24 protein-coding genes are annotated in these 25,840 nt (G+C 65.1%); 2 read left to right on the forward strand and 22 right to left on the reverse strand.

Annotated features, from left to right (window positions below; all coding sequences use genetic code 11):
- Positions 1-8: 8 nt before the first annotated feature.
- The 22 genes from AC4D2Q_RS15155 to dinB all read right to left on the reverse strand — a co-directional run bounded on the left by AC4D2Q_RS15155 (position 9) and on the right by dinB (position 23,922).
- Positions 9-944 carry an RluA family pseudouridine synthase gene (locus AC4D2Q_RS15155; protein ID WP_490947311.1) on the reverse strand — a complete coding sequence of 312 codons (936 nt, stop codon included), beginning with the start codon at positions 942-944 and terminating at the stop codon, positions 9-11.
- Positions 941-1,621 carry a signal peptidase II gene (lspA, locus tag AC4D2Q_RS15160; protein ID WP_490947312.1) on the reverse strand — a complete coding sequence of 227 codons (681 nt, stop codon included), beginning with the start codon at positions 1,619-1,621 and terminating at the stop codon, positions 941-943. Before lspA ends, AC4D2Q_RS15155 begins: the two co-directional genes overlap by 4 nt.
- Positions 1,622-1,758: 137 nt before the next feature.
- Complete coding sequence (locus AC4D2Q_RS15165; RefSeq protein ID WP_490947313.1) at positions 1,759-2,505, reverse strand: DivIVA domain-containing protein; 747 nt, start codon at positions 2,503-2,505, stop codon at positions 1,759-1,761.
- Positions 2,506-2,662: 157 nt separating this feature from the next.
- Complete coding sequence (locus AC4D2Q_RS15170) at positions 2,663-2,953, reverse strand: YggT family protein (protein WP_490924954.1); 291 nt, start codon at positions 2,951-2,953, stop codon at positions 2,663-2,665.
- A 66-nt stretch (positions 2,954-3,019) separates the two neighbouring features.
- The gene (locus tag AC4D2Q_RS15175; protein WP_490924953.1) at positions 3,020-3,577 is read right to left on the reverse strand and encodes a cell division protein SepF; all 558 of its coding nucleotides are present in this window, start codon (positions 3,575-3,577) and stop codon (positions 3,020-3,022) included.
- A gap of 74 nt (positions 3,578-3,651) precedes the next feature.
- The gene (locus tag AC4D2Q_RS15180; RefSeq protein WP_490947314.1) at positions 3,652-4,422 is read right to left on the reverse strand and encodes a YggS family pyridoxal phosphate-dependent enzyme; all 771 of its coding nucleotides are present in this window, start codon (positions 4,420-4,422) and stop codon (positions 3,652-3,654) included.
- Positions 4,423-4,426: 4 nt separating this feature from the next.
- The gene (locus AC4D2Q_RS15185; RefSeq protein WP_490947315.1) at positions 4,427-5,185 is read right to left on the reverse strand and encodes a purine nucleoside phosphorylase YfiH/LACC1 family protein; all 759 of its coding nucleotides are present in this window, start codon (positions 5,183-5,185) and stop codon (positions 4,427-4,429) included.
- A 53-nt stretch (positions 5,186-5,238) separates the two neighbouring features.
- Positions 5,239-6,432, reverse strand: coding sequence for a cell division protein FtsZ (ftsZ, locus tag AC4D2Q_RS15190; RefSeq protein WP_400932865.1), 1,194 nt, complete (start codon positions 6,430-6,432; stop codon positions 5,239-5,241).
- A 230-nt stretch (positions 6,433-6,662) separates the two neighbouring features.
- Positions 6,663-7,481 carry a cell division protein FtsQ/DivIB gene (locus AC4D2Q_RS15195; RefSeq protein ID WP_490947316.1) on the reverse strand — a complete coding sequence of 273 codons (819 nt, stop codon included), beginning with the start codon at positions 7,479-7,481 and terminating at the stop codon, positions 6,663-6,665.
- A gap of 136 nt (positions 7,482-7,617) precedes the next feature.
- A complete protein-coding gene (gene murC, locus AC4D2Q_RS15200) occupies positions 7,618-9,096 on the reverse strand; it encodes a UDP-N-acetylmuramate--L-alanine ligase (protein ID WP_490947317.1) in 1,479 nt (492 codons plus the stop codon).
- Entirely contained in the window at positions 9,093-10,202 is a 1,110-nt protein-coding gene (gene murG, locus AC4D2Q_RS15205; protein ID WP_490947318.1) for an undecaprenyldiphospho-muramoylpentapeptide beta-N-acetylglucosaminyltransferase, read from the reverse strand. Before murG ends, murC begins: the two co-directional genes overlap by 4 nt.
- Entirely contained in the window at positions 10,199-11,581 is a 1,383-nt protein-coding gene (gene ftsW, locus AC4D2Q_RS15210) for a putative lipid II flippase FtsW (protein WP_490947319.1), read from the reverse strand. Before ftsW ends, murG begins: the two co-directional genes overlap by 4 nt.
- The gene (gene murD, locus AC4D2Q_RS15215; protein WP_490924946.1) at positions 11,582-13,156 is read right to left on the reverse strand and encodes a UDP-N-acetylmuramoyl-L-alanine--D-glutamate ligase; all 1,575 of its coding nucleotides are present in this window, start codon (positions 13,154-13,156) and stop codon (positions 11,582-11,584) included.
- Entirely contained in the window at positions 13,138-14,241 is a 1,104-nt protein-coding gene (gene mraY / locus AC4D2Q_RS15220; protein ID WP_490947320.1) for a phospho-N-acetylmuramoyl-pentapeptide-transferase, read from the reverse strand. The genes murD and mraY overlap by 19 nt, the downstream gene beginning before the upstream one ends.
- On the reverse strand, positions 14,241-15,764 hold the full coding sequence (locus AC4D2Q_RS15225) for a UDP-N-acetylmuramoyl-tripeptide--D-alanyl-D-alanine ligase (protein WP_490947321.1): 1,524 nt from the start codon (positions 15,762-15,764) through the stop codon (positions 14,241-14,243). Before AC4D2Q_RS15225 ends, mraY begins: the two co-directional genes overlap by 1 nt.
- A gap of 6 nt (positions 15,765-15,770) precedes the next feature.
- Positions 15,771-17,411, reverse strand: a complete 1,641-nt coding sequence (locus tag AC4D2Q_RS15230; protein WP_490947322.1) for a UDP-N-acetylmuramoyl-L-alanyl-D-glutamate--2,6-diaminopimelate ligase — start codon at positions 17,409-17,411, stop codon at positions 15,771-15,773.
- A gap of 133 nt (positions 17,412-17,544) precedes the next feature.
- A complete protein-coding gene (locus tag AC4D2Q_RS15235; RefSeq protein ID WP_490924942.1) occupies positions 17,545-19,326 on the reverse strand; it encodes a peptidoglycan D,D-transpeptidase FtsI family protein in 1,782 nt (593 codons plus the stop codon).
- 41 nt (positions 19,327-19,367) lie between these two features.
- A complete protein-coding gene (ftsL, locus tag AC4D2Q_RS15240; RefSeq protein WP_490947323.1) occupies positions 19,368-20,096 on the reverse strand; it encodes a cell division protein FtsL in 729 nt (242 codons plus the stop codon).
- Positions 20,093-21,091, reverse strand: coding sequence for a 16S rRNA (cytosine(1402)-N(4))-methyltransferase RsmH (gene rsmH, locus AC4D2Q_RS15245; protein ID WP_490924940.1), 999 nt, complete (start codon positions 21,089-21,091; stop codon positions 20,093-20,095). Before rsmH ends, ftsL begins: the two co-directional genes overlap by 4 nt.
- 226 nt (positions 21,092-21,317) lie before the next feature.
- Positions 21,318-21,749, reverse strand: coding sequence for a division/cell wall cluster transcriptional repressor MraZ (gene mraZ / locus AC4D2Q_RS15250; RefSeq protein ID WP_400932888.1), 432 nt, complete (start codon positions 21,747-21,749; stop codon positions 21,318-21,320).
- A 308-nt stretch (positions 21,750-22,057) separates the two neighbouring features.
- The gene (locus AC4D2Q_RS15255) at positions 22,058-22,441 is read right to left on the reverse strand and encodes an SCO2097 family morphological protein (RefSeq protein ID WP_490924939.1); all 384 of its coding nucleotides are present in this window, start codon (positions 22,439-22,441) and stop codon (positions 22,058-22,060) included.
- Between the two features lie 233 nt (positions 22,442-22,674).
- Positions 22,675-23,922: a DNA polymerase IV gene (gene dinB, locus AC4D2Q_RS15260; RefSeq protein WP_490947324.1), complete on the reverse strand. Its 1,248-nt coding sequence runs from the start codon at positions 23,920-23,922 to the stop codon at positions 22,675-22,677.
- A gap of 85 nt (positions 23,923-24,007) precedes the next feature.
- Between dinB and AC4D2Q_RS15265 the strand changes: the two genes are divergently transcribed.
- On the forward strand, positions 24,008-24,586 hold the full coding sequence (locus AC4D2Q_RS15265; protein ID WP_490947325.1) for a hypothetical protein: 579 nt from the start codon (positions 24,008-24,010) through the stop codon (positions 24,584-24,586).
- 7 nt (positions 24,587-24,593) lie between these two features.
- Positions 24,594-25,703 (forward strand): polyprenyl synthetase family protein, encoded by a 1,110-nt coding sequence (locus AC4D2Q_RS15270; RefSeq protein WP_490947326.1) that lies wholly within the window; start codon positions 24,594-24,596, stop codon positions 25,701-25,703.
- Positions 25,704-25,840: the final 137 nt, after the last annotated feature.

Below are 25,840 nucleotides of genomic sequence, written 5' to 3' on the forward strand. Positions count from 1 at the left end.
TCAGTGCCTCAGACGTCCCCGCGCTGCAGGGCGTCCAGCGCGTACTGGAGGTCCTGGGGATATTCGCTGATGACTTCCACGCGTTCACCGGTGCCGGGGTGAGTAAACGCCAGCTTCCGGGCATGCAGCCACTGCCGGGTGAGGCCCAGCTCGGCTGCGAGCTTGGCTTCCGCACCGTAGGTGAGATCTCCGGCACAGGGATGGCGCAGCGCGGAGAAATGTACGCGGATCTGGTGCGTGCGTCCGGTCTCCAGGTGGACTTCCACCAGGGAGGCCTTTCCGAAGGCTTCCAGCACCTCATAGTGGGTGACGGAGGGACGGCCGCCTTCCAGCACCGCAAAGCGCCAGTCATAGGAAGGGTGGCGGCCGATCGGCGCGTCGATGGTGCCGCGCAGCGGATCCGGCAGCCCCTGGACCACGGCGTGGTACATCTTCTCCACGGTCCGCTCCTTGAAGGCCTGCTTCAGCAGCGTGTAAGCGTGTTCGGTTTTGGCCACCACCATGGCACCGGATGTTCCCACGTCCAGGCGGTGGACGATGCCCTGCCGTTCCGGGGACCCGGAGGTGGAAATGCGGTAGCCGGCAGCGGCCAGACCGCCCACCACGGTGGGCCCCACCCAGCCCGGTGAGGGGTGGGCAGCCACGCCCACGGGCTTGTCGATGACCACAAAATGTTCGTCGTCCGCCAGGATCTTCAGGCCCTCCACCGGCTCGACGACGACGGCGAGCGGGTCGCGCTGCTCCGGAATGTCCACGGCCACCCGGTCTCCCGCGGAGAGCCGGTCCGACTTGTCCAGCGGCCGGCCCCCCTTGCTGAAGTAGCCGTCGGTGAACCAGGCGGCGGCGGTGGAGCGTGAGACTTCCAGGAGTTTGGCGAGGACCGCGTCGGCGCGTTTGCCGTCGGCGTCGTCAGGAATCGAAAGGACGGTGTGGATCTCGTTCATTTGTTGCTTTCGCCGTTCGTTGTATCTGTGGTGCCGGTTTCCCGTGCAGGTGTTGCTGTTCCGCCCACGATGCCGGGGCCGGAACCCTCCGCTGCCTCCGCCGCAGGATCCTGCTTTGTCTCGGAGGGGGTCCGCTGTCCGTCCATGCCCACTCCCCGAAGGGTCAGCAGGCAGACCAGGATCACGCCGCATACCACGCAGGAATCGGCAATGTTGAAGATGGCGAAGTTGGGCAGCGCAATAAAGTCCACCACGTGTCCCTGGCCGAACGAGGGTTCCCGGAACAGCCGGTCCGTGAGGTTCCCCATCGCTCCGCCCAGAACCAGGCCCAGGGCAACGGCCCAGGATACGGACCGGACCTTGAGCATGAGGTAGATCAGGAAGGCGCAGACAGCGACCATGATGATGGTGAACACCCAGGTGTAGTCGGTGCCGATGGAGAAGGCGGCGCCGGGGTTGAGGATGTAGTGCCACCGCAGCACGGGAGGCAGAACGTCCGTGACTTCGCCCAGGCGCATGGTGCTCTCCACCCACCATTTGGTGAGTTGGTCAATGCCCAGTCCCAGAACGGCACAACCTGCCATGAGCAGGGCATAACCGGACCAGGCCGGGCGGACATGCGCGCCGGGACCGCCTGCGGCACTTGCGGCCACGGGTTCCTCAGAAGATTTAGTCATGGTGCTTTCATTCGTTGGGTCGCTTCACCGGGGACGCCGGGGCGCCAAGACAACGGGCCGGCGGACCGGGGCGTCCCGGCCAGCCGGCCCGTGCATATTTTCAGTTTAGTGCACCCGTGGTGCCCTGGTTCCGCAGGTTAGGCGTCAGCCGTCTCCGAAGCAACGGTGCCGCTGGCGTCCAGGTCACGCAGCTGGCCTTCAATGTAGGCCTTCAAACGTGAACGGTAGTCGCGCTCGAAACCGCGCAGCTGCTCGACCTTGCGCTCCAGGGTAGCCTTCTGCTGTTCCAGGCTGTTGAGGATCTTGGCGCTCTTGTCCTCGGCATCGGTGATGAGGCCGGTGGCTTCGAGCTGCGCTTCAGCGATGATCTTGTCGCGCTGCTCAACGCCGGCGCCGACGTAGTCGTCATGCATCTTCTGGGCCATGGCGAGAATTCCGGCGGCGGTCTCCGTCTCGCTGACGGCGCTTGCAGAAGTGCCGGCAGCAGGTGCGGAAGCCGCAGCAGCCACAGCCGCAGGCTTGGCCGGGGCCGTGGAGGTCTGCGCAGCCGCAGCCTTGGACCCGTCGGACTTGGCAGACTCGGCCTTGACCGAACCCGACTTCTTCTCTTCCTTGACCGGCGCCGTGACCTGTCCGGTCTTGGCAGCGGCCGAAACCGGTGCGGGAACGGAGCTTTCGCTCTTGGTGCCTGCTGAAGTTCCACTCTTGGAACCGGCAACGCATTCAGCGAGCTGGGTGCGGAGGTCTTCATTCTCTGCGTTCAGGCGGCGGAGCTCAATCACGATCTCATCAAGGAAATCGTCAACCTCGTCCTGATCGTAGCCCTCACGGAACTTGGTCGGCTGGAACCGCTTATTAACAACATCTTCTGGCGTCAGAGCCATCTGGTCACCTCACACTGGTTTATAAGATTCGCCTGCGAGTCAGGCAGACGGTTCTACGTACAGAATCCAACGAACATAAATTCCAAGGAGACTTATTGCTTTTCACAGTATATCTGCCGGGTGGGGAATGCTAACGTCCGCCGGATTGAGGCTGCTGCTAGGCGATGCCGTTGGCCACGACCGCTTTGGCGATCGCCACCACGATGAACAGCACAATGAAGGCCAGGTCCAGCGAAATTCCGCCGAGCCGCAACGGGGGGATGAACCTGCGCAACAGGCGGATCGGCGGATCGGTGACACCGTAGATAGCCGAGGCCAGAACCAGTGCGGGACCTTTCGGGCGCCACTGGCGCGCGAAGATCTGCACTGCGTCGTAAACAATCCTCAGTATCAGGGCAAACTGAAAGAGCACCAGCAGGACATACAGCAGGGAAAAAATAATACTCACGCGTGTGGTTTCGTTTCCGGGGAAGCCTCAGCGTTCCGCAGTGACCCCGCTGCTGCGGGGATGCGGTCAGCTCTGGTTGAAGAATGCCGACTGGGATTCGCTGACCTTTTTGTCATCTCCCAACACCTCCACATAGGACGGCGACAGGAGAAAGACTTTGTTGGTCACGCGCTCAATGCTACCGCGCAGGCCAAAGACCAGACCAGCAGAGAAATCGACAAGACGCTTTGCATCCGCTTCACCCATGTCGGTGACGTTCATGATGACGGGGATGCCGTCGCGAAAGCTCTCACCGATGATCTTGGCGTCGTTGTAGGAACGGGGATGGACTGTGGTGATCTGGCGCAAGCCATCCACTTCCTCTCGGGATGACTGAACTCGTTTGATGGGGGTGACCGGGGCGCGGTATTCTTCGACGGCAGTCCGTGCCACGGGTGCGGCGGCGGGCTCGGCCTCCTCGGACCGCTCGGCACGTTCGACGCGCTCAGTCCGCTCATAGTCGGGGACATACTCCTCGGTGCTGCGCACCGGAGCTTCCCGCTGGCTCTTCTGCTCAGACTCGTAGGGCTCTTCACCGTCGGCAAGGCCAAGATAGATCATTGTCCTGCGCATTGCGCCAGCCATGGTTGCTCCTTCATAAAACTTCAGCGCCGTAGCACCCGTCTCTCGCCAAATGAGAGACTTACTTCCAATAAACGCTACCGCACCGGGGGGCGCTGCCCCAGAATATCGGAGCCGACCCTCAGGTGTGTCGCCCCGTGCGCCAGTGCGGCTTCCAGATCCCCGCTCATGCCGGCAGAGATCGCACCTGCTTCCGGGTGGTTTCTGCGCAGCTGGTCGGACAACTCCTTGAGCGAGGCAAAGGCTTCCTCCGGGTCAGCTCCCAGCGGGGCCACGGCCATCAGGCCGGCCAGCCGCAGTCCCGGAGCGGCGGCCACCGCGTCGGCCAAAAGAGGAATCTCGCCGGGCTGCGCTCCCCCGCGTCCGGCTGCGGACGTCGTTCCGTCACCGGCACCGGCGGCTTCCGGGGTCCTCAGGTCCACCTGGAGAAAGCACTCCAGCGCGTCCCGGGGAGGCAGCCCTGCGGCGTCGCGTCGCTGCTGTTCCCCGGCCATCGCCTTGCCCAGTGCCCGGACGAGCGAGTCCCGGTCCACCGAGTGCACGGCGGCGGCGTAACGAACCACTGATTTGGCCTTGTTGGTTTGCAGCTGCCCGACGAAATGCCAGTTCAGGGGCAGGCTGGCCGTGGCCTCAGCCTTGGCGGCGGCTTCCTGGTCCTTGTTCTCTCCGACGTCTGTGACGCCCAGGCCGGCCAGCAGCTCCACGTCGCTGGCCGGGAAGTACTTGGTGACCACAATCAGGGTGGGAGCGGCCCGGCCGTGCACAGCTGACTGAATGCGCGTGCGCACCCGGTCCAGCCGGGCTGCGAGTTCAGCGGATCGCTCCGCAGCGGTGGTGCTGTTCGTCATGGGCTCATCTCCAAATGAGGCCGGCGAAGCGCCCTGCGGCGCTGCTGCGGCGGTGCGAGTAGAGGTCATCCGATTCCAGGGTGCATCCGCCGACGCGCAGGACATCCACCTCCAACTCCCCCAGCTGCGCCTGGGCGCCGGCCGGCAGGTCCAGGGCAGGCGTGCCCCAGCGGGTGCGTGAGCGAACTGCCGGAAGGATTTCGGCTGCCTCCTCCAGCATGGCCGGGGGAACCTCGTAGCAGGATCCGCAGACAGCGGGTCCAATCCAGGCCTGCAGGCTGAGCGCACCGGCTGCACGCATCTCCTGCACGGTGTTCGTCAGGATGCCGGCCAGCAGGCCGCGCCGGCCGGCGTGCGCGACGGCGGTTACCACCCCGGTGCCGGAACGGCCGGCCAGGACCACGGGGACGCAGTCGGCCACCATGACAGCCAGCGGCACGGAGCCGTCCGGGCTCAGCAGTGCGTCCGCCGTGGGGGCATCAACAGCGGGACCCTCCACAGCAGAGACATCCCCCTCGGATGACACCGGGGAGGAATCGGCACCGGGCGTCCGCAATCCGGGAACAGTTGCGACCACATTGGAATGCACCTGGTTCACAAACGCCAGCGAACCGGCGGGAACGTCCATGTGCTGCTCAAGCGCCGCCCTGCGGCGTCGAACCTGCGCCGGATCGTCCCCCACATGCAAAGCGAGGTTGCCCGCCGCCGTATTGGTGAACGCGACCGTCAGACCGTCACCGGCCTGTGCCTGCCACCAAAACATTGTCGAACAACCTCGCTGCTGTGTGTTGGCCGGACTGCTGCCCGGACCGGGTGCTACTTCAGGAAGTCAGGGACATCCAGGTCATCGTTCCGGCCCGTGGAGAGGTCGGACTCAACAACTGCCGGCAGGTCTACGTCAAAACCTGCATCGGCGGGAACATCAGTGTGCTGGGTGGGGCGCTGCGACCATGCCGAAAGTCCGGCGGAAGCAGGCGCAGCACCGGCATAGCCGACGGCGGGAGCGCTGGCCGGCGGTGCAACCGGCTCGGCCGGCTTGTGCGAGATCGGCTGGGACGTTACGTCCACCTGATCGAATCCGGCAGCAATGACGGTGACCCGTGCTTCGTCACCCAGGGCGTCGTCAATGACGGCACCGAAGATGATGTTGGCTTCGGGGTGCGCCACTTCCTGGACCAGGCGGGCCGCCTCGTTGATCTCGAACAGGCCGAGATCGGAGCCGCCCTGGATGGACAGCAGCACACCGTGTGCGCCGTCAATCGAGGCTTCCAGCAGAGGAGAAGCGATAGCCAGCTCGGCAGCCTTGACCGCGCGGTCCTCTCCCCGTGCCGAACCGATACCCATGAGGGCCGAACCGGCACCCTGCATGACGGACTTCACATCGGCAAAGTCGAGGTTGATCAGGCCCGGAGTGGTGATGAGGTCGGTGATGCCCTGAACACCGGAAAGCAGCACCTGGTCTGCGGAACGGAAGGCGTCCAGCATGGACACGTTGCGGTCGCTGATGGAAAGCAGGCGGTCATTGGGGATGACGATGAGCGTGTCGACTTCCTCGCGCAGCGTGTCGATGCCCGATTCAGCCTGATTGGAGCGGCGGCGGCCTTCGAAAGTGAAGGGGCGCGTCACCACACCGATGGTCAGGGCACCTAGGGAACGGGCGATGCGGGCCACGACGGGCGCGCCGCCGGTACCGGTTCCGCCGCCCTCGCCTGCGGTCACGAAGACCATGTCCGCTCCGCGCAGGACCTCTTCGATTTCTTCGGCGTGATCCTCGGCGGCCTTGCGGCCCACCTCGGGATCCGCACCGGCGCCCAGGCCGCGCGTGAGTTCGCGTCCGACGTCGAGCTTCACGTCGGCATCGCTCATCAGCAGTGCCTGTGCATCGGTGTTGATGGCGATGAACTCCACGCCGCGGAGTCCCACGTCGATCATCCGATTTACGGCGTTCACGCCACCGCCGCCGATGCCGACGACCTTGATGACGGCCAAGTAATTCTGCGGTGCTGCCACGTCCTGTGTCCCTTGTTCGAATCTGTGCAACTGATCATTGGGTGGCCGGAGTATTTCCGGCCGAAAAACCTTGAACCTGACCTGCAACCTTCAGCCCGGAAGTCTAAGCTTCTGGTTGAAGGTTATAGTTATGTCAAGTAATGCTCTACCTGTGACGCTATGGGGCTGACACCCGTTGTGCAATTACCTCTGCCGCGTGTCGGAATTTTCTTTCCCGCAGGAGGTAAAAATCACCGTGTCACAGGAGCAGTGGGGGTGCTGACGTCAAAGACGCGGACCGGAGGGTCCTTTTCCGGCATCTGCAGCAGGGCTTCCACAGCGCGCGCCTTGGCCACATTGGCTTCGGCGCTCCCCCAGAATACCGTCTGTCCGTTGAGGAGCTTAAGTTCCACTGAATCAACCGACGACGCCGAAGCGTGGTCCAGCTCCGCAAGCACCTTCTCCGGAAGAACGGACAGCACCGAGGTGACAGTGCTGAAGACGGCACTGTTCACGGCCTCGGTCCCGCCGTCGATCAGCGGCAGCCGCGCCTGCGTCCGGTTGGCCGCCGAGCCGATGACCCTGCCCTCCTGGTCGATCAGCAGGAACTCCGTGCCGCTCTGCAGGACAGCCACCGGAACACGTTCGGCAATGGTCACTTCAATCTCATGCGGCGGCTTGGCAACAACGTGCACCCCGGCCACCTCGGGCCGGTCGGCCAGGAGCGCGGCGACGTCGTCATCACCGATGGTGGTCAGGGGCCGGCCCATCAAGGGCTGCAGGGAACTGTTGACCTGTTCCTCGGACAGCAGGGAAATCCCCTGCACGGTCACTGTCTTCAGCGCCAGTGCCGGAGACAGGAACAGGAAGGCCAGGAACGCGGCAACCACGACCAGCACGGAGACGACGGAGATGATGAGCCAGCGACGGCGCCGGCGGACCGGCGGCTCGGGAAAAGCCAAAACGGTTGCGGTGACGGTGTCCGGCGCAGCCGTATCGGTCGCAGTCCGGGAATAGCCGTTGTCCGGGCCGGCGGCTGACCCCGAAGACGCCGCTGACCCCGAAGACAAGGAAGAGCCGGCGGCCCGCTGAGGGGTCCTCCCCCGGGATTCCGGCTCCCCGTGCCCGGAACGGCGCCCGTTCTCCGTGCCGCCCCCGGCGGATACCGCACGGGTGGTATCGGCCTTGGGCCGGCGCGGTTTCCGGCTAACCACGGGAAACCTGCCGCGGCACCGGCTGAGCTTCGGCAGCGCCGGCCGTGCCGGCGTCGTCCGTATCAGCGGCGGTGTCAGCTGCAGCTGTTTCAGCCAGCGCGCGGACCAGGACGGCACCAAACCGGGTGACGTCTCCGGCTCCCACCGTCAGGATGATGTCTCCGGGCTCGGCGCGGCGGCAGATATCCCGCACGGCCTGGTCCGCATCCGGGGCATAGCCTCCGGGCCGGTTCACCCGTGAGGTGATCAGTTCGCTGGTAACTCCGGGCACCGGGTCCTCCCGGGCGGCATAGATGTCCAGTACGGCAACGCTGTCCGCAAGTTCCAGCGCGGAGGCGAATTCCGCGGCAAAAGCCTGCGTCCGGCTGAACAGGTGCGGCTGGAACAGGACGTGCACCCGGTGGTCTCCGGCAACGGTCCGTGCCGCTTCCAGTGCTGCCACCAGCTCGGTGGGATGGTGCGCGTAGTCGTCAAAGACCCGCACCCCGCGCTCGGCACCCTTGGCTTCGAAGCGGCGGGCCGCACCGGAGAAGACCGACAGCCCGGCTGCGGCCAGGGCCGGATCGACGCCCAGCCCAAGTCCCACGGCGAAGGCGGCGGCCGCGTTGCGGATATTGTGCGCGCCGGGCACCAGGAGCCGCAGTTCCTGCTCGCACTCCAACCCGTCAAGGCTGAAGCGGAGCACAGACACGGAACCGCTGGACAGCGGGCGCGTATCAGTAATCCGGATGTCGGCATTTTCGCTGTAACCGTAGGTGCGCACCCGCGCGGCACCGGAGCGGCGCACCACGTCCGCAGCTCCGGGGTCATCGGCACAGGCCACCAGCAGCCCGTCCGCCGGCAGGAGCCGGACAAACTTGTCAAAGGAAGCGAAGACCGCTTCCTCGGTGCCGTAGTGGTCCAGATGGTCGGCTTCAACGTTGGTGATCACGGTGATGCGCGGCTGGTAGTTAAGGAAGGAGCCGTCGGATTCATCGGCTTCAGCCACGAACACGCTGCCGCTGCCGAAGGCCGCATTGACTCCCAGGGCGGCAACGTCGCCGCCGATGGCGAAGGAGGGATCAAGCCCGGCTTCGCGCAGCAGGACGGTCACCATGGCGGTGGTGGTGGTTTTGCCGTGGGTTCCGGCAACGGCCACCACATCCTGGGTCCCCATGGCTGCCGCGAGGGCCACCGAGCGGTGGATGACCCGCAGGCCGAGCTCGCGGGCGGCAGCCAGTTCAGGATTTTCGGCCCGGATGGCGGTGGAAACCACCACGGTGTCAGCGCCCTGCACATTTGCTGCCTTCTGGCCCACGAACACGGTGGCGCCCAGGGCTTCCAGGGCGCGCAGCCCGGGCGAATCCCGGGAATCGGAGCCGGAAACTTTCATTCCCTGGCCAATCATGACCCGGGCGACGGCGGACATGCCGGCACCGCCGAGCCCGATGAAATGCACCCGTCCCAGGTCCTGGAGCTTCAGCGTGCTCATGCGCGTGACCTTACGTTTGCGTCGAGAATGAATTCCGCCATCCGGCGGTCGGCATCACGGATGCCTTCGGCCGCCGAAGCGGCTGATATGGCGTCCAGCGCCGCCGGATCGGCCAGCAGAGGTATCAGCTTGTCCGAGATCCATGCTCCCGTGAAGAGTGCATCGGAAACCACCAGTGCTCCCCCGGCGGCCACAAGGCCGGCCGCATTCAGCGCCTGTTCTCCGTTTCCGTGCGGCAGCGGCACCAGGACTGCGGGCAGGCCCACGGCACTGATTTCGCACACCGTGCCGGCGCCGGAGCGGGCCAGCAGCAGGTCCGCGGCGGCGTAGGCCTGTTCCATGCCGTCCACGTATTCAACCTGGCGATAGAACGGTGCAGCCAGCAATCCGCCGTCGGCCGCCTTCAGCTGCTTGCCGCGCCCGGTGATGTGCAGGGTTTGGATGCCGGCCGCAGCAAGGGCGGGAAGCGCCTCTTCCACGGCCCGGTTAATGCTGGCCGCTCCGGAGGAGCCCCCGGTGACCACAAGGGTGGGCCGGTCCTGTTCCAGGCCGAGGGCCTTCCGGGCGGCAGCGCGGGCGCCGGCGCGGTCCAGTTCCGCAATTTCGCGGCGCATCGGCATTCCCACCAGCTGGGCGCCGGGCAGTTTGGTTTCAGCGAAGGCAGTGCCGACGACGTCGGCAAAGCGGGCACCTACGCGGTTGGCCAGTCCCGGGCGGGCATTGGCTTCATGCACGATGATCGGGAGCTTCCGGCGCCGGGCGGCAAGGTACACCGGAGTGGACACGTATCCGCCCACTCCCACGACGACGTCGGCAGCGGCTTCGTCAAGAATCTCGCCTGCCTGCGCAATGGCGCGCCGCAGCCGGCCCGGCAGCCGGACCAGGTCCCCGCCGGGTTTGCGGGGCATGGGAACGCGGTCAATGACGGCCAGCTCGAATCCTGCGGCGGGTACCAGCCGCGTTTCCATGCCGGCGGCGGTGCCCACCACTTTGATGCGGGCCTCCGGCGCGGACTCCCGGACGGCGCGGGCCACCGCCAGCAGCGGACTGATGTGCCCGGCGGTGCCGCCTCCGGCGAGGACGAGGGAAAGGGGACGTTGCGTCATGGAGCTGATGGTTCACTTTCGGAAAATTTGTGTTCTGGAATTTTGCGGGCAAAGGAAAGCAGGACGCCCACCGCCGCGAGCGTAAAGGTCAAGGAGGATCCGCCGTAGGAGATGAACGGCAGCGGTACGCCGATGACGGGCAGCAGGCCCGTCACCATGGCGATGTTCACGGATGCCTGTCCGATGATCCAGGCCAGGATGGAGCCGCAGAGGATCCGGATGAAGGGATCGGTGTGGCGCATGGTCATCCGGACGATGGCAACCGCCAGGATGCCGAAGAGCAGCACGATCAGCAGGGTTCCCAGCAGCCCGAATTCTTCTCCGATGATGGCGAAGATGAAGTCATTGTGCGCTTCGGGGATCCAGCTCCACTTTTGCCGGCTCTGTCCTATGCCCACGCCAAACCAGCCGCCGGAGGCCAGCGCGTACATCCCGGCATTGGCCTGGTCGCACAGCCCTGCGCCGCAGTCGTGCCCCAGCCAGGCACTGATCCGGCTGGTGCGGTTGCCGCTGACCAGCGACATCAGGATTGCTCCCACTGCGCCCAGGCCAACCATGCCGGCCAGGAAGCGCAGCGGTGTGCCGGCAAAGAACAGGGCCGCAATCATGATCAGGCCCATGATGATGACCGTCCCGAGGTCCTTGCCGATAAGGACCAGCCCCAGGATCAGGGCACCGCCCGGAAACACCACCGGAACCACGACATTCTTCCAGTTGGTCAGAAGCTTCTGCCGCAGGGACAGCACCGAGGCAAACCAGATGGCCATGGCCAGCTTTGCCGCTTCGGAGGGCTGGCCGGTGATGGGGCCGATTTTGATCCAGTTCCGGTTGCCGTTGACCTCCTCGCCGATGCCCGGGATAAAGACCAGGATCAGCAGGAAGAGGGCCAGCGCCATGCCCCATTTGGCCAGCTTCCGGTAGCTCTGGGGACCCAGCCGGGAAAGCACCAGCATGGCCACGACGCCCAGGGCTGCAAACATGGCCTGCTTCATGAAGAAGCCGAACGTGCTGCTGATGGATTCGCCGGACGAGGCAGCGATGGATTCCACTGAGGACGCGGACAGCACCATCATCAGGCCAATGGCTGTCAGGGCCAGTGAGGCGCCGAGGATGGTGTAGTAGGCCGAGCCCGTTGCTTTGCGCCGGCTCCCTTCCAGGAGCACGATTCCGCGTTCCAGCAGGGACGGCGTTTTGCTCCCGGCGTTCCGGATTCGGGGGCTTCGGCCGGAGGCAGGGGCCCTGCCGGACGTCTTGTGTCCGGCGGAAGACTGCTCCGGAGCGGACGGTGCCGGGGTGCGGGCCGGAGCGCCGGCTCCGCCTGCCGGACGGCTGGAACGGAGCACGGGTTTGCGGGGTTTCCCGGAGGACGAAGTGACCATCTAGGGCTCCTTAGGAGTCGGCGCCTGTCCTTCCACGTACCCGCGGACGGCCTCGATGAAAGCGTCCCCGCGGTGCGCGTAGGACGCGAATTGGTCCATGGACGCCGCGGCGGGCGCCATCAGGACAGTGTCTCCGGACCGGGCTTGCAATGCTGCGGCGGCGACGGCCAAAGCCATTACCTCATCCCCGCTGGGATCTGCCGCTGCGTCACTTTCACCAGTGTGGGGCGGCACGGCGTCAATCACTTGGACGTCGGGGGCGTGTCGCGCCAGTGCGGTGCGAAGGTCCGCCGTGTCGGTGCCGATCAGGATGACTGAGCGAAGCCGGGACGCGTGGTCCCGGATGAGGTCATCGTAGGTGACCCCCTTCGACAGTCCCCCGGCAATCCAGACCACAGAGGGGAAAGCGGACAGCGAAGCGGAAGCCGCGTGCGGGTTGGTTGCCTTGGAATCGTTGATCCACAGAATGTCGTCCAGGCGGGCCACCGGCTGGATCCGGTGGGCGCCGGGATCATAGGCCCGCAGCCCGTCCCGCACTGCCACCGGCTCCACCCCGTAGGCGCGGACCAGTGCCGCGGCGGCAAGGGCGTTGGCCACCATGTGCCGCGGGGCGTACTCGCCCAGATCCGCCATGGAGGCCAGTTCGGCGGCGGAGTCCTTTCGCTGTTCAATGAACGCACGGTCCACCAGGAGGTTTTCCACCATGCCCACCATGGACACTGCCGGCATACCCGTGGTGAATCCCACGGCGCGGCAGCCTTCAATGACGTCCGCCTCTTCAACCATGTGCTCGGTCTCGGCCTGCTCGGCGTTGTAGATGCAGGCAACGCGGGTGTTCTCGTAGATCTTCGCCTTGTCCGCGGCGTAGGCCTCGTAGGACCCGTGCCAGTCCACATGGTCCTCTGCGATGTTCAGGCACACGCTCGCCAGCGGCGAGAGCGAGTGGGACCAGTGAAGCTGGAAGGAGGACAGCTCCACGGCAATGACGTCAAAGCCCTCCGGATCACGGATGGCATCCAAGATGGGGGTTCCCACGTTGCCCGCGGCAACGGCGCGCAGGCCCGCGGCCCGGAGCATGCTTTCGGTCATGGAAACGGTGGTGGTCTTGCCGTTGGTTCCCGTGATGGTCAGCCACTCCGCGGTCTTGCGGCCTTCACGGATGCGGACCCGCCACGCCAGTTCGACGTCGCCCCACACCGGAATTCCGGCGTCGGCGGCGGCCGCCATCAGCGGATGTGCCGGGCTGAAGCCCGGTGACGTCACTACCAGGTCCGCGGGCTCGCCCTCCACGAGGGGAAGTGCTTCTGCGTGCTCGGCGCCGAGCAGAACGTCGGCAGCACCGACGATGCGCAGGGTGTCCGCTTTGGCCCGGTTCTCCTCGTTGTCGCGCGCGTCCACAACCACAACACGGGCGCCGAGTTCGATCAGGGTGTCAGCGGCCGAGAATCCGGACAGTCCGATTCCCGTCACCACAACGCGCAGTCCCCGCCAGGGCGCATCCCAGGTGGTCAGCTCATCCAGCCGGGAACTTCCGGCTGCGGCATCAGTGCGTTCGCTCAATTTCCTACCACCCATTCCGCGTAGAAGATGCCCAGGGCCACGGCAACGCACAGCCCGGCGACGATCCAGAAGCGGACCACCACCGTAACTTCCGCCCAGCCCTTGAGCTCAAAGTGGTGCTGCAGCGGGGCCATTTTGAATACGCGTTTGCCGCCGCTCAGCTTGAAGTACCCCACCTGAATGATCACCGACAAGGTGATGATCACAAAGAGGCCGGCAAGAATCACCAGGAGCAGTTCGGTGCGGGAGAGGATGGCAAAGGCGGCAATGGCACCGCCGATGGCGAGCGAACCGGTGTCCCCCATGAAAATCTTGGCCGGTGAGGTGTTCCACCAGAGGAAACCGATCAGCGCGCCGACCATGGCTCCTGCCAGCAGGGCCAGATCCATCGGGTCGCGGACTTCGTAGCAGACGCTGCCGGATTGCGGCGCACCGCAGCTCTGGTTGGACTGCCAGAACGAAATCAGGAAGTAGGCACCGAACACCAGGATGGAGGCTCCTGCGGCCAGGCCGTCCAGTCCGTCCGCCAGGTTCACGCCGTTGGTGGTTCCGGTGATGATCAGGTTGGCCCACAGGATGAAGAGGATGGCGCCGATCAGCGTGCCCGCGAAGGCCAGGTCAAGGCCGGTGTCGCGGATGAAGGAGATCCTGGTGGACGCCGGGGTCCGGCCCTCCCCGTTGGGGAAGTTCAGGGCCAGGATGGCAAACGCGACCCCCACGAGGGTCTGCAGGATGATCTTCGCCTTGGCGTTCAGCCCCAGGCTGCGTTGGCGGGAAATCTTCGTGTAGTCGTCAATGAAGCCCACAAGCCCCATGCCGACCATCAGGAACAGGACCAGCAGCCCGGACGCGGACGGCCCGAAGCTGCCCGGGTTGATCGCAAAGCTGACCAGGTGCGTGATGAAGTATGCGGCCACCACGGAGCCCACAATGACGGCACCGCCCATGGTGGGCGTGCCGCGCTTGGTGTGGTGCGACGTCGGGCCGTCGTCGCGGACAAACTGCCCGTAACTCTTCCTGACCAGGAAACGGATGAACAGAGGGGTGCCGGCGAGGGCAAAGATCAGAGCCAGTGACGACCCGATAAGCAGGGAAACCACTACTGAACGCCTCCGGCTTCCCCGGCAGTGCCCGGGCTGGTTTGCTGCGGCGCGGACGCCGGCGGCAGGGAGGAGGTTGAAGATGGGGCGTTCAAAGCTATCCGATCACCGAGGTGGCGCAGTGCAGCGCCGTTTGAGGACTTGAAAAGGACAAGGTCACCGGGTTCCAGTGAGGAAGCCAGGAGGCGTTCTGCGTCTTCGGGGGTGTCCACGAAAATGGACTCGTCCCCCCAGGAGCCTTCCATGACGGCGCCGGTATGCATGGCGCGGGCTCCGGTCCCGACGACGACGAGGTGGGAGATGTTCAGGCGCACCACGTACCGGCCGACGGCGTCGTGCTCGGTTACCGAAGCATCACCGAGCTCAAGCATCTCGCCGAGCACGGCCCAGGTGCGGCGCCCCCGGCCGAGTTCGGCCAGGGTGCGCAGGGCAGCGCGCATCGACTCCGGATTGGCGTTGTACGCGTCGTTGATGACGGTGACGCCGTCGGGCCGGTCGGTGCGTTCCATGCGCCAGCGGCTCGCCGCCTTCTGGCCCGAGAGTCCGGAAGCAATCCGTTCGGCGGGGACGCCGGCCGCGAAGGCCGCCGACGCGGCTGCCAGCAGGTTGGCCGTGTGGTGGGCGCCGATCAGGCCGGATTCCACCGGATACTCGCTGCCGTCAGGGAACCGGAGGGTGAAGACCGGACGGCCCTGATCGTCGGTGCGGGCGTCCAGGGCCCGTACCGCCGACTTTGCGCCGTGTGCCTCTTCCGGAGAAGAGGTGAAGTAGAGGATGTCGACGCCGCTGCCGGCCCTGGAGGCCATGGCGGCCACGCGGATGTCATCGGCGTTCAGCACTGCGGTCCCGCCGGGGGCAAGGGCCTCCACCATTTCGCCCTTGGCCCGGGCAATGTTCTCCACGCCGCCGAATTCGCCGGCGTGGGCGGTGCCCACGCACAACACCACACCGATGTCCGGCTGAACCATGGAGGCGAGGTACTCGATGTGCCCGACACCGGTGGCACCCATTTCCATGACGAGGTACCGGGTGCCGTAATCCGCGCCGAAGATGGTCAGCGGAACGCCAACCTCTCCGTTGTAGGAGCCCACGGGAGCCACGGTTTCGCCTTCGGCTCGCAGGATGCCGGCGAGCAGGTCCTTGGTGGTGGTCTTGCCTGCTGATCCGGTGATGCCGATGACGGTCAGCGGTGCGGAGGCCCGGAGCCTGCGGACAATCTCCGCTGCGAGCGTGCCCATGGCCAGGACCGCGTCAGGAACCTGAACGGCCGGATAGACGGCGCCCGAGGAGTCCTGAACGGGGCGCTCGACGAGTGCCAGGACAGCCCCGCGCTCAAACGCTGCTTCCACGAAAAGGTGGCCGTCGGATTGTTCGCCGGGTTTGGCGATGAAGAGGGAACCCGGGGACACTTCCCGGGAGTCGGTTGTGGCCGAGTTCACGATCGTCCCGGCTGCCTGTACGGCCCCGCCGATCAGTTCGCCGCCCGTAATTGCCGCTATATCTGCTGCACTAAGTTCAATCATGACGTTTTAGGACTCTACCCCGTTGCCGGACAGCACAGGGAATCCGTACCGTGTCAAAGCCTTCCTCAGTTCAACACGGTCATCGAGGGCCAAATTCACTCCTTTTACTTCTTGGAACACTTCATGTCCTCGGCCGGCCACCAGCACAGTGTCCTGCGGACGGGCCATTGCCACGGCGCGGTCTATGGCCGCTGCCCGTGGTGCCACTTCAAGGATTTCACAGGACAAATCTCCGCCATCAAGGGCGCTGCGCGCTCCGGCCAGGACATCGGCACGAATGGTTGCCTCATCCTCGTCATGGGGGTCGTCATCGGTGACGATCACCACGTCCGCGAGCCGTGCGGCGATGGCACCCATGAGCGGGCGCTTGGTCTGGTCACGCTGGCCGGTGGCGCCGAAGACAATAATGACGCGCGGCGCCTCGGCGGCGGAAACCACCTCTGCCTCGGGCGCGGCTTCCGGCCCGGAGGGTTCCCGGCGCACCGATTCCAGTGTGCGCGCCAGGGCATCCGGGTTGTGGGCGAAATCCACGATTGCGGCGGGCGCTTCGCCCACCAGCTGCATCCGGCCGGGGACCTCCACGGTGAACGGATCGCTGCGGTCCAGGGCTTCCTGGAGCCGGGCGATGTCCACACCCGATGCCAGGACCATGATCGCGGCCAGCGCGGCGTTGGAGACGTTGAACGTCCCGGGAAGCCCGGTTCCGGCCCGCAGGACGGCGCCGTCGGGGCCCCGCAGCATAAAGCGGTGGCCGAGCCCGGCGCGCACGATGTCGGTGACGCGCCAGGTTGCCTCGGCACCGCCGTCGTGCGTTGCCAGCGTCCACACCGGGACAGGCGCCTGGGCCGCCATGCGTGCGCCCCACTCATCGTCGACGCAAATGACGGCACGCTGAGCCCGCTCCGGAAGGAAGAGCCCGGCTTTGGCCGCAAAGTACTCTTCCATGGAACCGTGCAGGTCCAGGTGGTCCTGGGTGAGGTTGGTGAAGCCGGCAACGTCAAAGACGACGCCGTCCACGCGCCGGTAGGAAATCGCGTGGGAAGACACCTCCATGGCCGCCGCATCCAGGCCTTTTTCGCGCATCAGAGCCAGCAGCCCGTGCACCTGCGGAGACTCCGGCGTGGTGAGGGTACTGGCGATGGGCTCTCCGCCGGCGAGGATCTCAATGGTTCCGATCAGCCCGGTGGTTTTGCCCAGCGCGGCCAGCAGGGAATTGATGAAGTAGGTGGTGGTCGTCTTGCCGTTGGTGCCCGTCACTCCAAAAAGGGTGGGGGCGCTGCCGTCCTGCGGCCTGCTCGCAAAGACTGCTGCGGCCAGCGGACCCACCAGGCGGCGGGGCTCGTCGGTGACGTACACGGGAACGGGCAGCTCAGCCAGCTGGGCAGCGCCGTCCGCGTCGGTCAGCACTGCGGCAGCACCGGCTGCGGCCGCCGCAGCGCCAAAGACGGCGCCGTGGTGGCGGGCGCCGGGCAGCGCGACGTACAGATCACCCGGATGGACCTCACGTGAATTGATCGTGAGTCCGGTGAGCATGATGTCCGCTCCGGCGTCTGCGGCGCGTGCCGGTTCAACACCGGGCAGACCTGCTGCGGCGAGTGCGGCCGCTGCCGCCCGCAGGGACACCGGCTCGACAGCGGACGGACGCATTCCGCTCCCCGGCAGCTGCGGATTGCGTTGATCACTTGTAGGCACTGCATTGCTCCAGAAAATTGACGTGGTACTCGAAAAAAGAATCAGCCGGGCAGCGTCAGCGGGCGCTGCCCCGTGCTGTGGCGCGGGCTCAGTACTCCACGGGGTACAGCTCCGGTTCCGAGTCGGACGGAGCCACATGCCGGGTGGTCAGGACCTGCTGCATGACCTTCTTGAAAGTCTTGCCCGGATCCAGAACCTGCAGTGATCCCTCGGGCCGCTGCAGTGTCACGACCACCACGTACTGCGGATCGTCCATTGGTGCAATACCAGCATAGGAGAGTGTGTAGCCGTCATAGCCACCGTGGGAGGGCGCCTCGGCCGTTCCGGTCTTGGAACCCACCCGGTACTGCTCAAGTTTGCCGCCCTTGCCGGATCCTTCAGCAGTGACCGTCTCCAGCATGTGTTGGACTTCACGGGCAGTTTCCTCCGAAACCACGCGGGTGGACTCGCCCTTTTCCGCGGGCGTTTCAGTGCCGTCCGCTGAAATGTAGCTGTCGATAAGGCTCGGAGCCAGCCGCACTCCCTCATTGCCGATGGTCTGGTAAACCATGGCGGTGTGAAGAGCCGTTTGGGCCAGGCCCTGGCCAAAGAGGACCGTGTACTGCTGGCGGGTGTCCCAGTCATCCGGCTGGGCCAGGATACCAACCGTTTCACCGTTAAGGCCCACGTTCAGCGGCTGTCCGAAGCCGAACTTGCGCAGCCAGTCATAGCGCTCCTGCCGTGAGAGCTGCTGGCCGATCATGACGGTGCCGGTGTTCATTGATTTGGTGAGGATGCCGGCTGCCGTCATGTGTACTGTGCCGTGGTCAAAGGCGTCCTTGAACGTTTGTCCGTCAACCGTGTAGGTGGGCGGAATCTCGAACTGGGACAGCGGGTTGATGATTCCCTCTTCCAGGGCGCCCGCCATCGTAATGACCTTGGTGGTGGAGCCCGGCTCAAACGGAACCGTCACGGACAGCGGCTGCCGAAATTCAGGGGGTGTTTCACCGGGGTTGTTGGGGTCAACGGTGGTGGACTCCGCCATGGTGATGATGCGCCCTGTCTTGACTTCGACCACGACCACGTTGCCCCACTCGGCGTTGTAATCCTCCACCTGGCTGGCAATGGTCTGCTGGGCAAACCACTGCAGGTCCTGGTCGATGCTGAGCTTCACCGAGTCTCCGTCACGCACCGGGACATCCTCATTGGTGGCGTAGGGAATGCGGATGCCGTCGCCGCCGATTTCGTAGGTCTTGCTGCCGGCTTCCCCCGCCAGGACGTCATCCTGAGTCAGCTCGAGGCCTTCCTGGGGACCGTCGGTACCCAGGAAGCCGACGATAGAGCCCGCTACCGCACCGGACGGATAGGTGCGCAGCGTGGTCCGGTCCGCGTAAATGCCGGGGAATTTCACCGCCAGGACCTTGTCCTTGGTTTCCGGGGTGACCGTTTTTGCCACGAAATTGAAGGAGTTGTCCCCCAGCACGGCTTCCCGCAGGGTTTCCGCGTCCTGGCCGAGGATTTCCGACAGCTCATCAAAGGCTTGGTCGAAGGAGACGGTTTCCTTGCCATCAGCAGTGCGCCGTTCGTACGCCTGCTCTTCGACGTAGTCGTGGGAGAGCGTCTGGTCCACAACAATGTCGAAGCGCTCCACGCTGCGTGCGAGGTAATTGCCGTTGGAGTCAAGAATGCTGCCGCGCAGGGGCGGTACCGTGGTGCTCCTGATCCGTTCGCTGACCGCTGTTTCGGCCATTCCCTGGGGGTCAAGTGCCTGCACCTGAAAAAGGCGCACTCCCAAACCCGTCAGCAGGATCAGTGCCAGAATGAGTCCTGTCCTGAGCCTGCCGGTAACGACGGCTACCCTGTGGTTTTCCCTGCCCTGCGCTTTTGCCACAACGTATCCTCGTTAGTGCTTCGTGTTACTGCCTGTTAAAACTACTGCTCGTCGATCTGTGCGGGTGCGGGAATGGTGCCGCCGTTCAGGTCAGCTTCCGGGGTGGCCGGAGCCGTCCAGCCGTCAGCAGGACTGGCCGGTACCGGACCGGTTTCCGCTGCTTCCTCTTCCCTCGCTTCCGCTGCACGGGCTGACTCCCCTGTTTCTTCCGCTTCCGTGCCGGCCGCCTGGGGGGCAACCGGCTGCGTCAGCACCTCGGGGGCAGGAATCAACACCGCAGGTCCTTCGCTTTCTTCGGCCGGGACGGGGTTGCCTGTTACTTCCAGCGTCTGCAGGTCAATGCTGCCGAACGATGAAGAGGTCACCATTCCCAGCTCCGCAGCCTGAGCCGCCAGCATCTGGGGAGCCTGATGGTTTTCCAGCTGCTGGGTCAGCGCCTCGTTGCGCTGCATCAGTTCGGTGCGCTCATTCTGCAGCTCCACCAGCTGGTACTGACCGCTGGAAACTGAAATGTTCAGCAGGAGTACTGCTCCCAATCCAAGGATCAGGGCAACAAAGCAGAAAACCACCACGGGAGCGCGGCGCCGGCTACGTGCTGCGGGTACCACTGACAACGGTGTGCGGCGGCGCGGTGCGGGCGCGGCGGGGGCAGGAGCGTGTCCGGGGCCGCCCGGTGCCGGCGCCCAGTTCAGGGCGCGGGCGTTGTTGCCGTGAGTGACCCGGCGGACAGCACCCGCCGATGCGTGCGGCCGCGTCTGTACCTGTGTCATGATTCTGCCCCGTCGGTGGAAATGCGGATTCGTTCCACGGCCCGCAGCTTTGCAGAGGCAGCACGTGGGTTTTCGGTGATTTCTTCATCCGTGGGAACTTCCGTTCCCTTGGTGAGGCGCTGAAGCTGAGCCTTGTGCTGTTCCAGTTCCACGGGGAAACCCTTGGGAGCGGAGGATCGTGAACCTGCGGCGAAGACGCCCTTGACAATCTTGTCTTCCAGCGAGTGGTAGGACATCACCACCACGCGGCCGCCAAGATTGAGGACGGAGAGAGCGGCCGGGATGGCCCGCTCCAGGACATCCAGTTCTTCATTGACCTCAATCCGCAGCGCCTGGAACGTGCGCTTGGCGGGGTGTCCGCCTGTGCGCGCCGCTCCGGCAGGAACTACGCCCCGGATGGCGTCAACAAGTTCGCCGGTGGTGGTGAACGGCTTCGCTGCCCGGGTGGAGACTATGGTGCTGGCAATGCGGCCGGCAAACTTTTCCTCGCCCCATTTGCGGATGATGGAGACCAGATCGGCTTCGCTGTACGTGTTGACAATGTCCGCCGCGGTGCGTCCACGGCTGGTGTCCATCCGCATATCCAGCGGAGCGTCATAGGAGTAGGCGAATCCGCGGTCCCGCTCGTCGAGCTGCAGGGAGGACACTCCCAGGTCGAAGAGCGCGCCGTCGATGCCGGCAAAGCCCAGGTCCCGGACGACGTCGGCAATCTCGTCGTAGACCGCATGCACCAGGTCAATGCGGTCCTCGAAGGGAGCCAGGCGCTCCCCGGCCAGGGCCAGTGCCTGCCGGTCCCGGTCAATTCCAATGACATGCAGCTGGGGAAACCGGGAAAGCATGGCCTCGGTGTGTCCGCCCATGCCCAGCGTGGCGTCAACCACCACGGCGCTGCCGTGATCCGCCACTGCTTTTTCGATGGCGGGTGCCAGCAAATTGATACAGCGGTCACGCAGCACCGGAACGTGCCGTTCTTCGGTTGGGCGATCTTCGCTCATCTGCTGTCCTTCCGCGTCCGGGGACGGCGGCGTAGTTCTTGAATCAGACCCCCATCCGCGCCTCACGCTGTGACGCCTGGCTCCGGGGAAGTGAGTCAGGTGCCGGCCCTGCGGGGCGGCTGGAGATCTCATGCAAGAAACCGCTGCTGTCCGGTCTCTGCGTGGTGGTGGGTCTGGGTGGTGGTACTGCTGGGGTTTGGAATTGGTGTTGTGTGCAGTGAGTGGACTAGAAGATGCCGGGAATGGTGTCCTCATCCGTTTCCGAGAACGCCGTTTCCTGCGCTTCGAGGTAGGTCTGCCATGCAGCGGCGTCCCAAATCTCAGCCCTGGTCCCCGCTCCGATCACGGCCAGTTCACGGCCGAGTCCGGCATAGGCCCGCAGCGCCGGCGGAATGGTGATCCGACCCTGCTTGTCCGGGACTTCATCTGATGCTCCTGACAGAAAAACCCGAATGTAGTCACGCGCCTGACGCGAAGAAAGCGGAGCTTCCCGCATCTGCTCGTGGACCCGTTCAAATTCCTTCTGGCTAAAGACGTAGATGCAGCGTTCCTGGCCCCTTGTCAGGACCAGGCCCTCGGCCAGCTCCTCGCGGAACTTGGCCGGCAGGATGAGCCGCCCCTTCTCATCCAAGCGCGGTGAATGTGTTCCGAGGAACATCGGTCACCACCCGTCTGATGAGGAGAATTTCCTCCTGCGCTGCCTCTGCACTCTTATGGCCTCCACTTTACTCCACTTCCCTCCACAGTCAACGACGCGGCGCACCGATATACGGCGCGCCGCGCCTTTTATTCCGCATATTTGCGCGGTGTGAGGCGAGTGGAGGGAATCCGGAGCAAACCCCGAGGCTGCCGCTCCCTTCTTTGCTCCCTTTGGCCACAAAAAAGACCCGCCGGAGCGGGTCTTTTTCTCTTACGGGCTGACCGTGGAGGGAAGTGGAGCCTGTCCCCGTTTACGGACGGCTCCGGCTACTGGTCGCGCTTGCGCTCATCCCACTTGTTTTCCAGATTGCTCATGAAGTTCTTCGGGGAACTTGCTTCGCGTTCCTTACGGCGTGCCGGCGAAACCGACTTTGACCCACGCTTGCCACGCGTCGTTGCGTAGTAGACGCCGGCCCCCATGACCAGGAAGCCCAATATTCCCAGGATCAAGCTGAACGGGGAATCGGAGGCGACACCACCAAGCAGCAGCCCGATGCCGGCAACGGCTACGAGTGCTCCGAGCACTATGCGCCGGGTTGAAATGCCCGTTGCCGCCGGGGTAGCCATTGAATTGGCAAATTTGGGGTCCTCGGCGTGTAATTGCTGCTCCAACTGGTCCAGCAAGCGCTGCTCGTGTTCCGAGAGTGCCATTACTGCCTCCTTGCGGTCCGAAATTCCCATGTAAACCAACCAACGATCCCGGTACCGGAGCGGTTCCCGCCTCCGGTGGCCCGGAAGACTGCGGAGGAACCCCGGGAACCCGGAGCCACCACCTGGACCGATGACCCGGACAGAACGCAAGTTGTGCTTACGTCTAAGGATAGGTGGCAATTTAGTCCGGGGAAAGCGGTGGGGATGCCGCGGGGAACCATTCCGCCTAGGGCTTAGTCCTGCGCCGGCGGCGGAGCGGAACCCTGCCCCGGATTGCGGCCCTGGCGGCCCCGCCCGGAGGGGCCCAGGAGCCGGGCCGGCACCACTCCGAGCTCGCCGAAGCGGGCATTGATCTTATCCAGCGCGTCTTCCGCCGACCGCCAGTTGTCGTCCCGTCCGTCCAGCGTCAGCTGCACCGCCGCATTCCCTGCCGGTTCGAGCCGTTCGGTCCGCAGTCCAATCAGGCGCACGCTCATCCGCCGCGGACCGAGAGCCGTAAGCAGGCCGCGCACTTCCTCGTAGATCAGTTGGGCGCTGTCCACCGGCTCCCGCAGGGTCCGGGTCCGGGTAATCGTGGAAAAGTCCGCAAAGCGCAGCTTCAGGGAAACCGCCCGGCACTGCATGCCCGCCGCTCTCAGCCGGACGGCCGTCCGATGCGCCAGCCGCAGCAGTTCCGTGTGCAGGATTTCATCTTCGGAGACATCCTGTGCAAAGGTCTCCTCCGCACCAATGCTCTTCTCCGTCCGTACCGGAGTAACGCTTCGGGGATCCCGCCCCCACGCCAGTTCGTACACGTGCTCCCCGGTTGACCCCAGCAGGCGCTTGAGGACGCTCACCGGGGTGCGGGCGACGTCCTCGACAGTGGAAATGCCCACCCGTCCCAGGGTTTCCCGTGTTTTGGCGCCAACGCCCCAGAGAGCCGAAACATCCAGGGTGTGCAGGAAGGAAACCGTCTCGCTGCGCGGAATGAGCAGCAGTCCGTCCGGCTTGGACCGGGTGGAGGCAATCTTCGCCACGAACTTGGTAGCGGCGATGCCCACGCTGGCAGTGATGCCCAGCTCCGCGGCCACCCGCCGCCGGATCAGTTCGCCAATGGCGCGGGGCGGCCCGAGCAGGCGCATGGCGCCGCCAATATCAAGGAAAGCCTCGTCCACGCTGAGGGGCTCAACCAGCGGGGTAATGGATTCAAAGATCCCCATCAGCCGCCCGGAGACCTCGCGGTAATCTTCCTGGTGCGGTTCCAGGATGACGGCCTGCGGGCACTGCCGGTAGGCCACGGACATGGGCATGGCCGAATGGACTCCGTAGCGCCTGGCTTCATAGGAGGCGGACAGCACCACCGATCTGCCGCCCAGGCCGCCCACAATGATGGGCCGGCCCGCCAGTTCCGGCCGCTTGAGCAATTCCACGGAGACGTAAAACGCATCCATATCCACGTGCATGATGGTGCAGTCGCGGTTTTCGCTGGGGCCGTTGCTCACTCCTTCATGGTAGACAACGGCACTGACATTCGGGCTTCCCCTAGACTGGGGACCAGATCCTGACTCCCACACGAAGCGGATACCCATGAATAAGCCCCTGATCGCCCTTGCCTCCGCCGCCCTGCTCGTGGTCGCCGCCGGATGCTCTCCGGACTCGGATTCCGCCGGCACCGCCTCGGCCCCGGCATCCGCCTCCACGTCGTCGTCACCGTCTTCAGCGTCGCCGTCTTCAGCCTCACCCTCACCCAGCGGCTCGGCCTCCTCCTCCGCTTCAGCCTCCTCCGGCAGTCCGTCGTCGTCCGGCAGCAGCGCTTCCCCCTCTGCCTCATCCGCCGCCATTGCAGAGGGTTTTCCCGCCGACCTCATTCCGGTGATGCCGGGGTCAACCCCGCTGACCACGAGTTTCGAGGAAACCCCCGCGCTGTTCACCGCTTCCCTGAGCGCGACGACGGCCGCCTCCGCGCAGGAGATCCTGGACTACTACGCCAAGACGTTCACTGCCCAGGGGTTCACAGCGGGCGAGCCTGAGGTCCAGAAGACCGCCACCGTGCAGCAGTTCCTGCGCTCGGGTGCCGATGACACCGCAAACGTGACAGTTGTCCCCCGCGAGGGCGGCAACACGTACACGGCCAGCATCAACACCCTGCCCGAGTCAGCCAAGTAGGCCCGCCGTGGAAAACACCCTCCCGGCTGCCGAGGCGACTGCCGCCCGGGAACAGTCCGCCTACCGCGAGCACCTCAGCGCGGAACTCGAAGCCTTCCTGGGCGAGCAGCAAGCCGTTCTCCAGGATGTATCGGTGGAATCGCTTCCGCTCCTGGACGCCGTATCATCCCTTGCCCGCGGCGGAAAGCGCCTGCGCGCCCTGTTGAGCTACTGGGGCTGGCGGGGTGCCGGCGGGGCCGAGCTGGGCACCGCAGCAGTGCGGGCGGGCACGGCACTGGAACTGTTCCAGAGCGCTGCCCTGATCCACGATGACATCATTGACCGCTCGGACACCCGCCGGGGCGGGCCCAGCGTCCACCGGCGGTTCAGCACAGCCCACAGCGAGGCCGCCTGGCACCTGGACGGAACCCATTTCGGTTCATCCGCAGCCATCCTTGCCGGCGATTTGTGCTTGTCGCTGAGCGAGGAGATGTTCGCTGCGGTGGGCGCCCAAGCGGCTCACGGTACTCCTGCGCGGCGGATCTTCAACCGCATGCGCACCGAGGTAATGGCCGGCCAGTACCTCGACATCCTCGAGGAAGTGGTGGGCCCAACCCACGAACCCGAGCGCGCCGTCGTCCGCGCCCGGAACATCCTTCGTTACAAATCCGCCAAATACACCACGGAGCATCCCCTAACCCTGGGCGGCGCCCTCGCCGGTGCATCGGATGAACTCATGGACTGGTACTCCCGCTTCGCACTTCCGCTGGGGGAAGCATTCCAGCTGCGCGATGATGTGCTGGGCGTCTTCGGCGATCCGGTCCAGACCGGAAAACCCGCCGGCGACGATTTGCGGGAAGGAAAGCGCACCGTTTTGGTCGCTTATGCGCTGGCCCTGGGCGGATCCACCGCCCAAAAGGTCATTGCGGACGGCCTGGGCCGTGAAGACCTCGACGACGACGGTGTTAACGCACTGCGCACCCTGATCGAAGACTCGGGCGCCCTGGCTGCCACCGAAACCCTCATTGAGGGCCATACGCGGGCAGCCTTTGATGCACTGGAGCAAATGCCGGTAAACGCCGTCACCCGTGCGGCACTGCACTCGCTCGCCCTCGCGGCAGTTAACCGCAAAGCCTGATCAGGGCGGGCAGGACCCGCTGCCGGCGAAAGTTGCGAACAAACCCAGCACGGCGGAATAACAAAGCAGCGGCTCCCTTAATAAGGGAGCCGCTGCTTTATGCACTTTTATGCTTTTACATACTTTTGGGTGTTCCG

This window comes from Arthrobacter sp. TJ-178 (assembly GCF_058269275.1).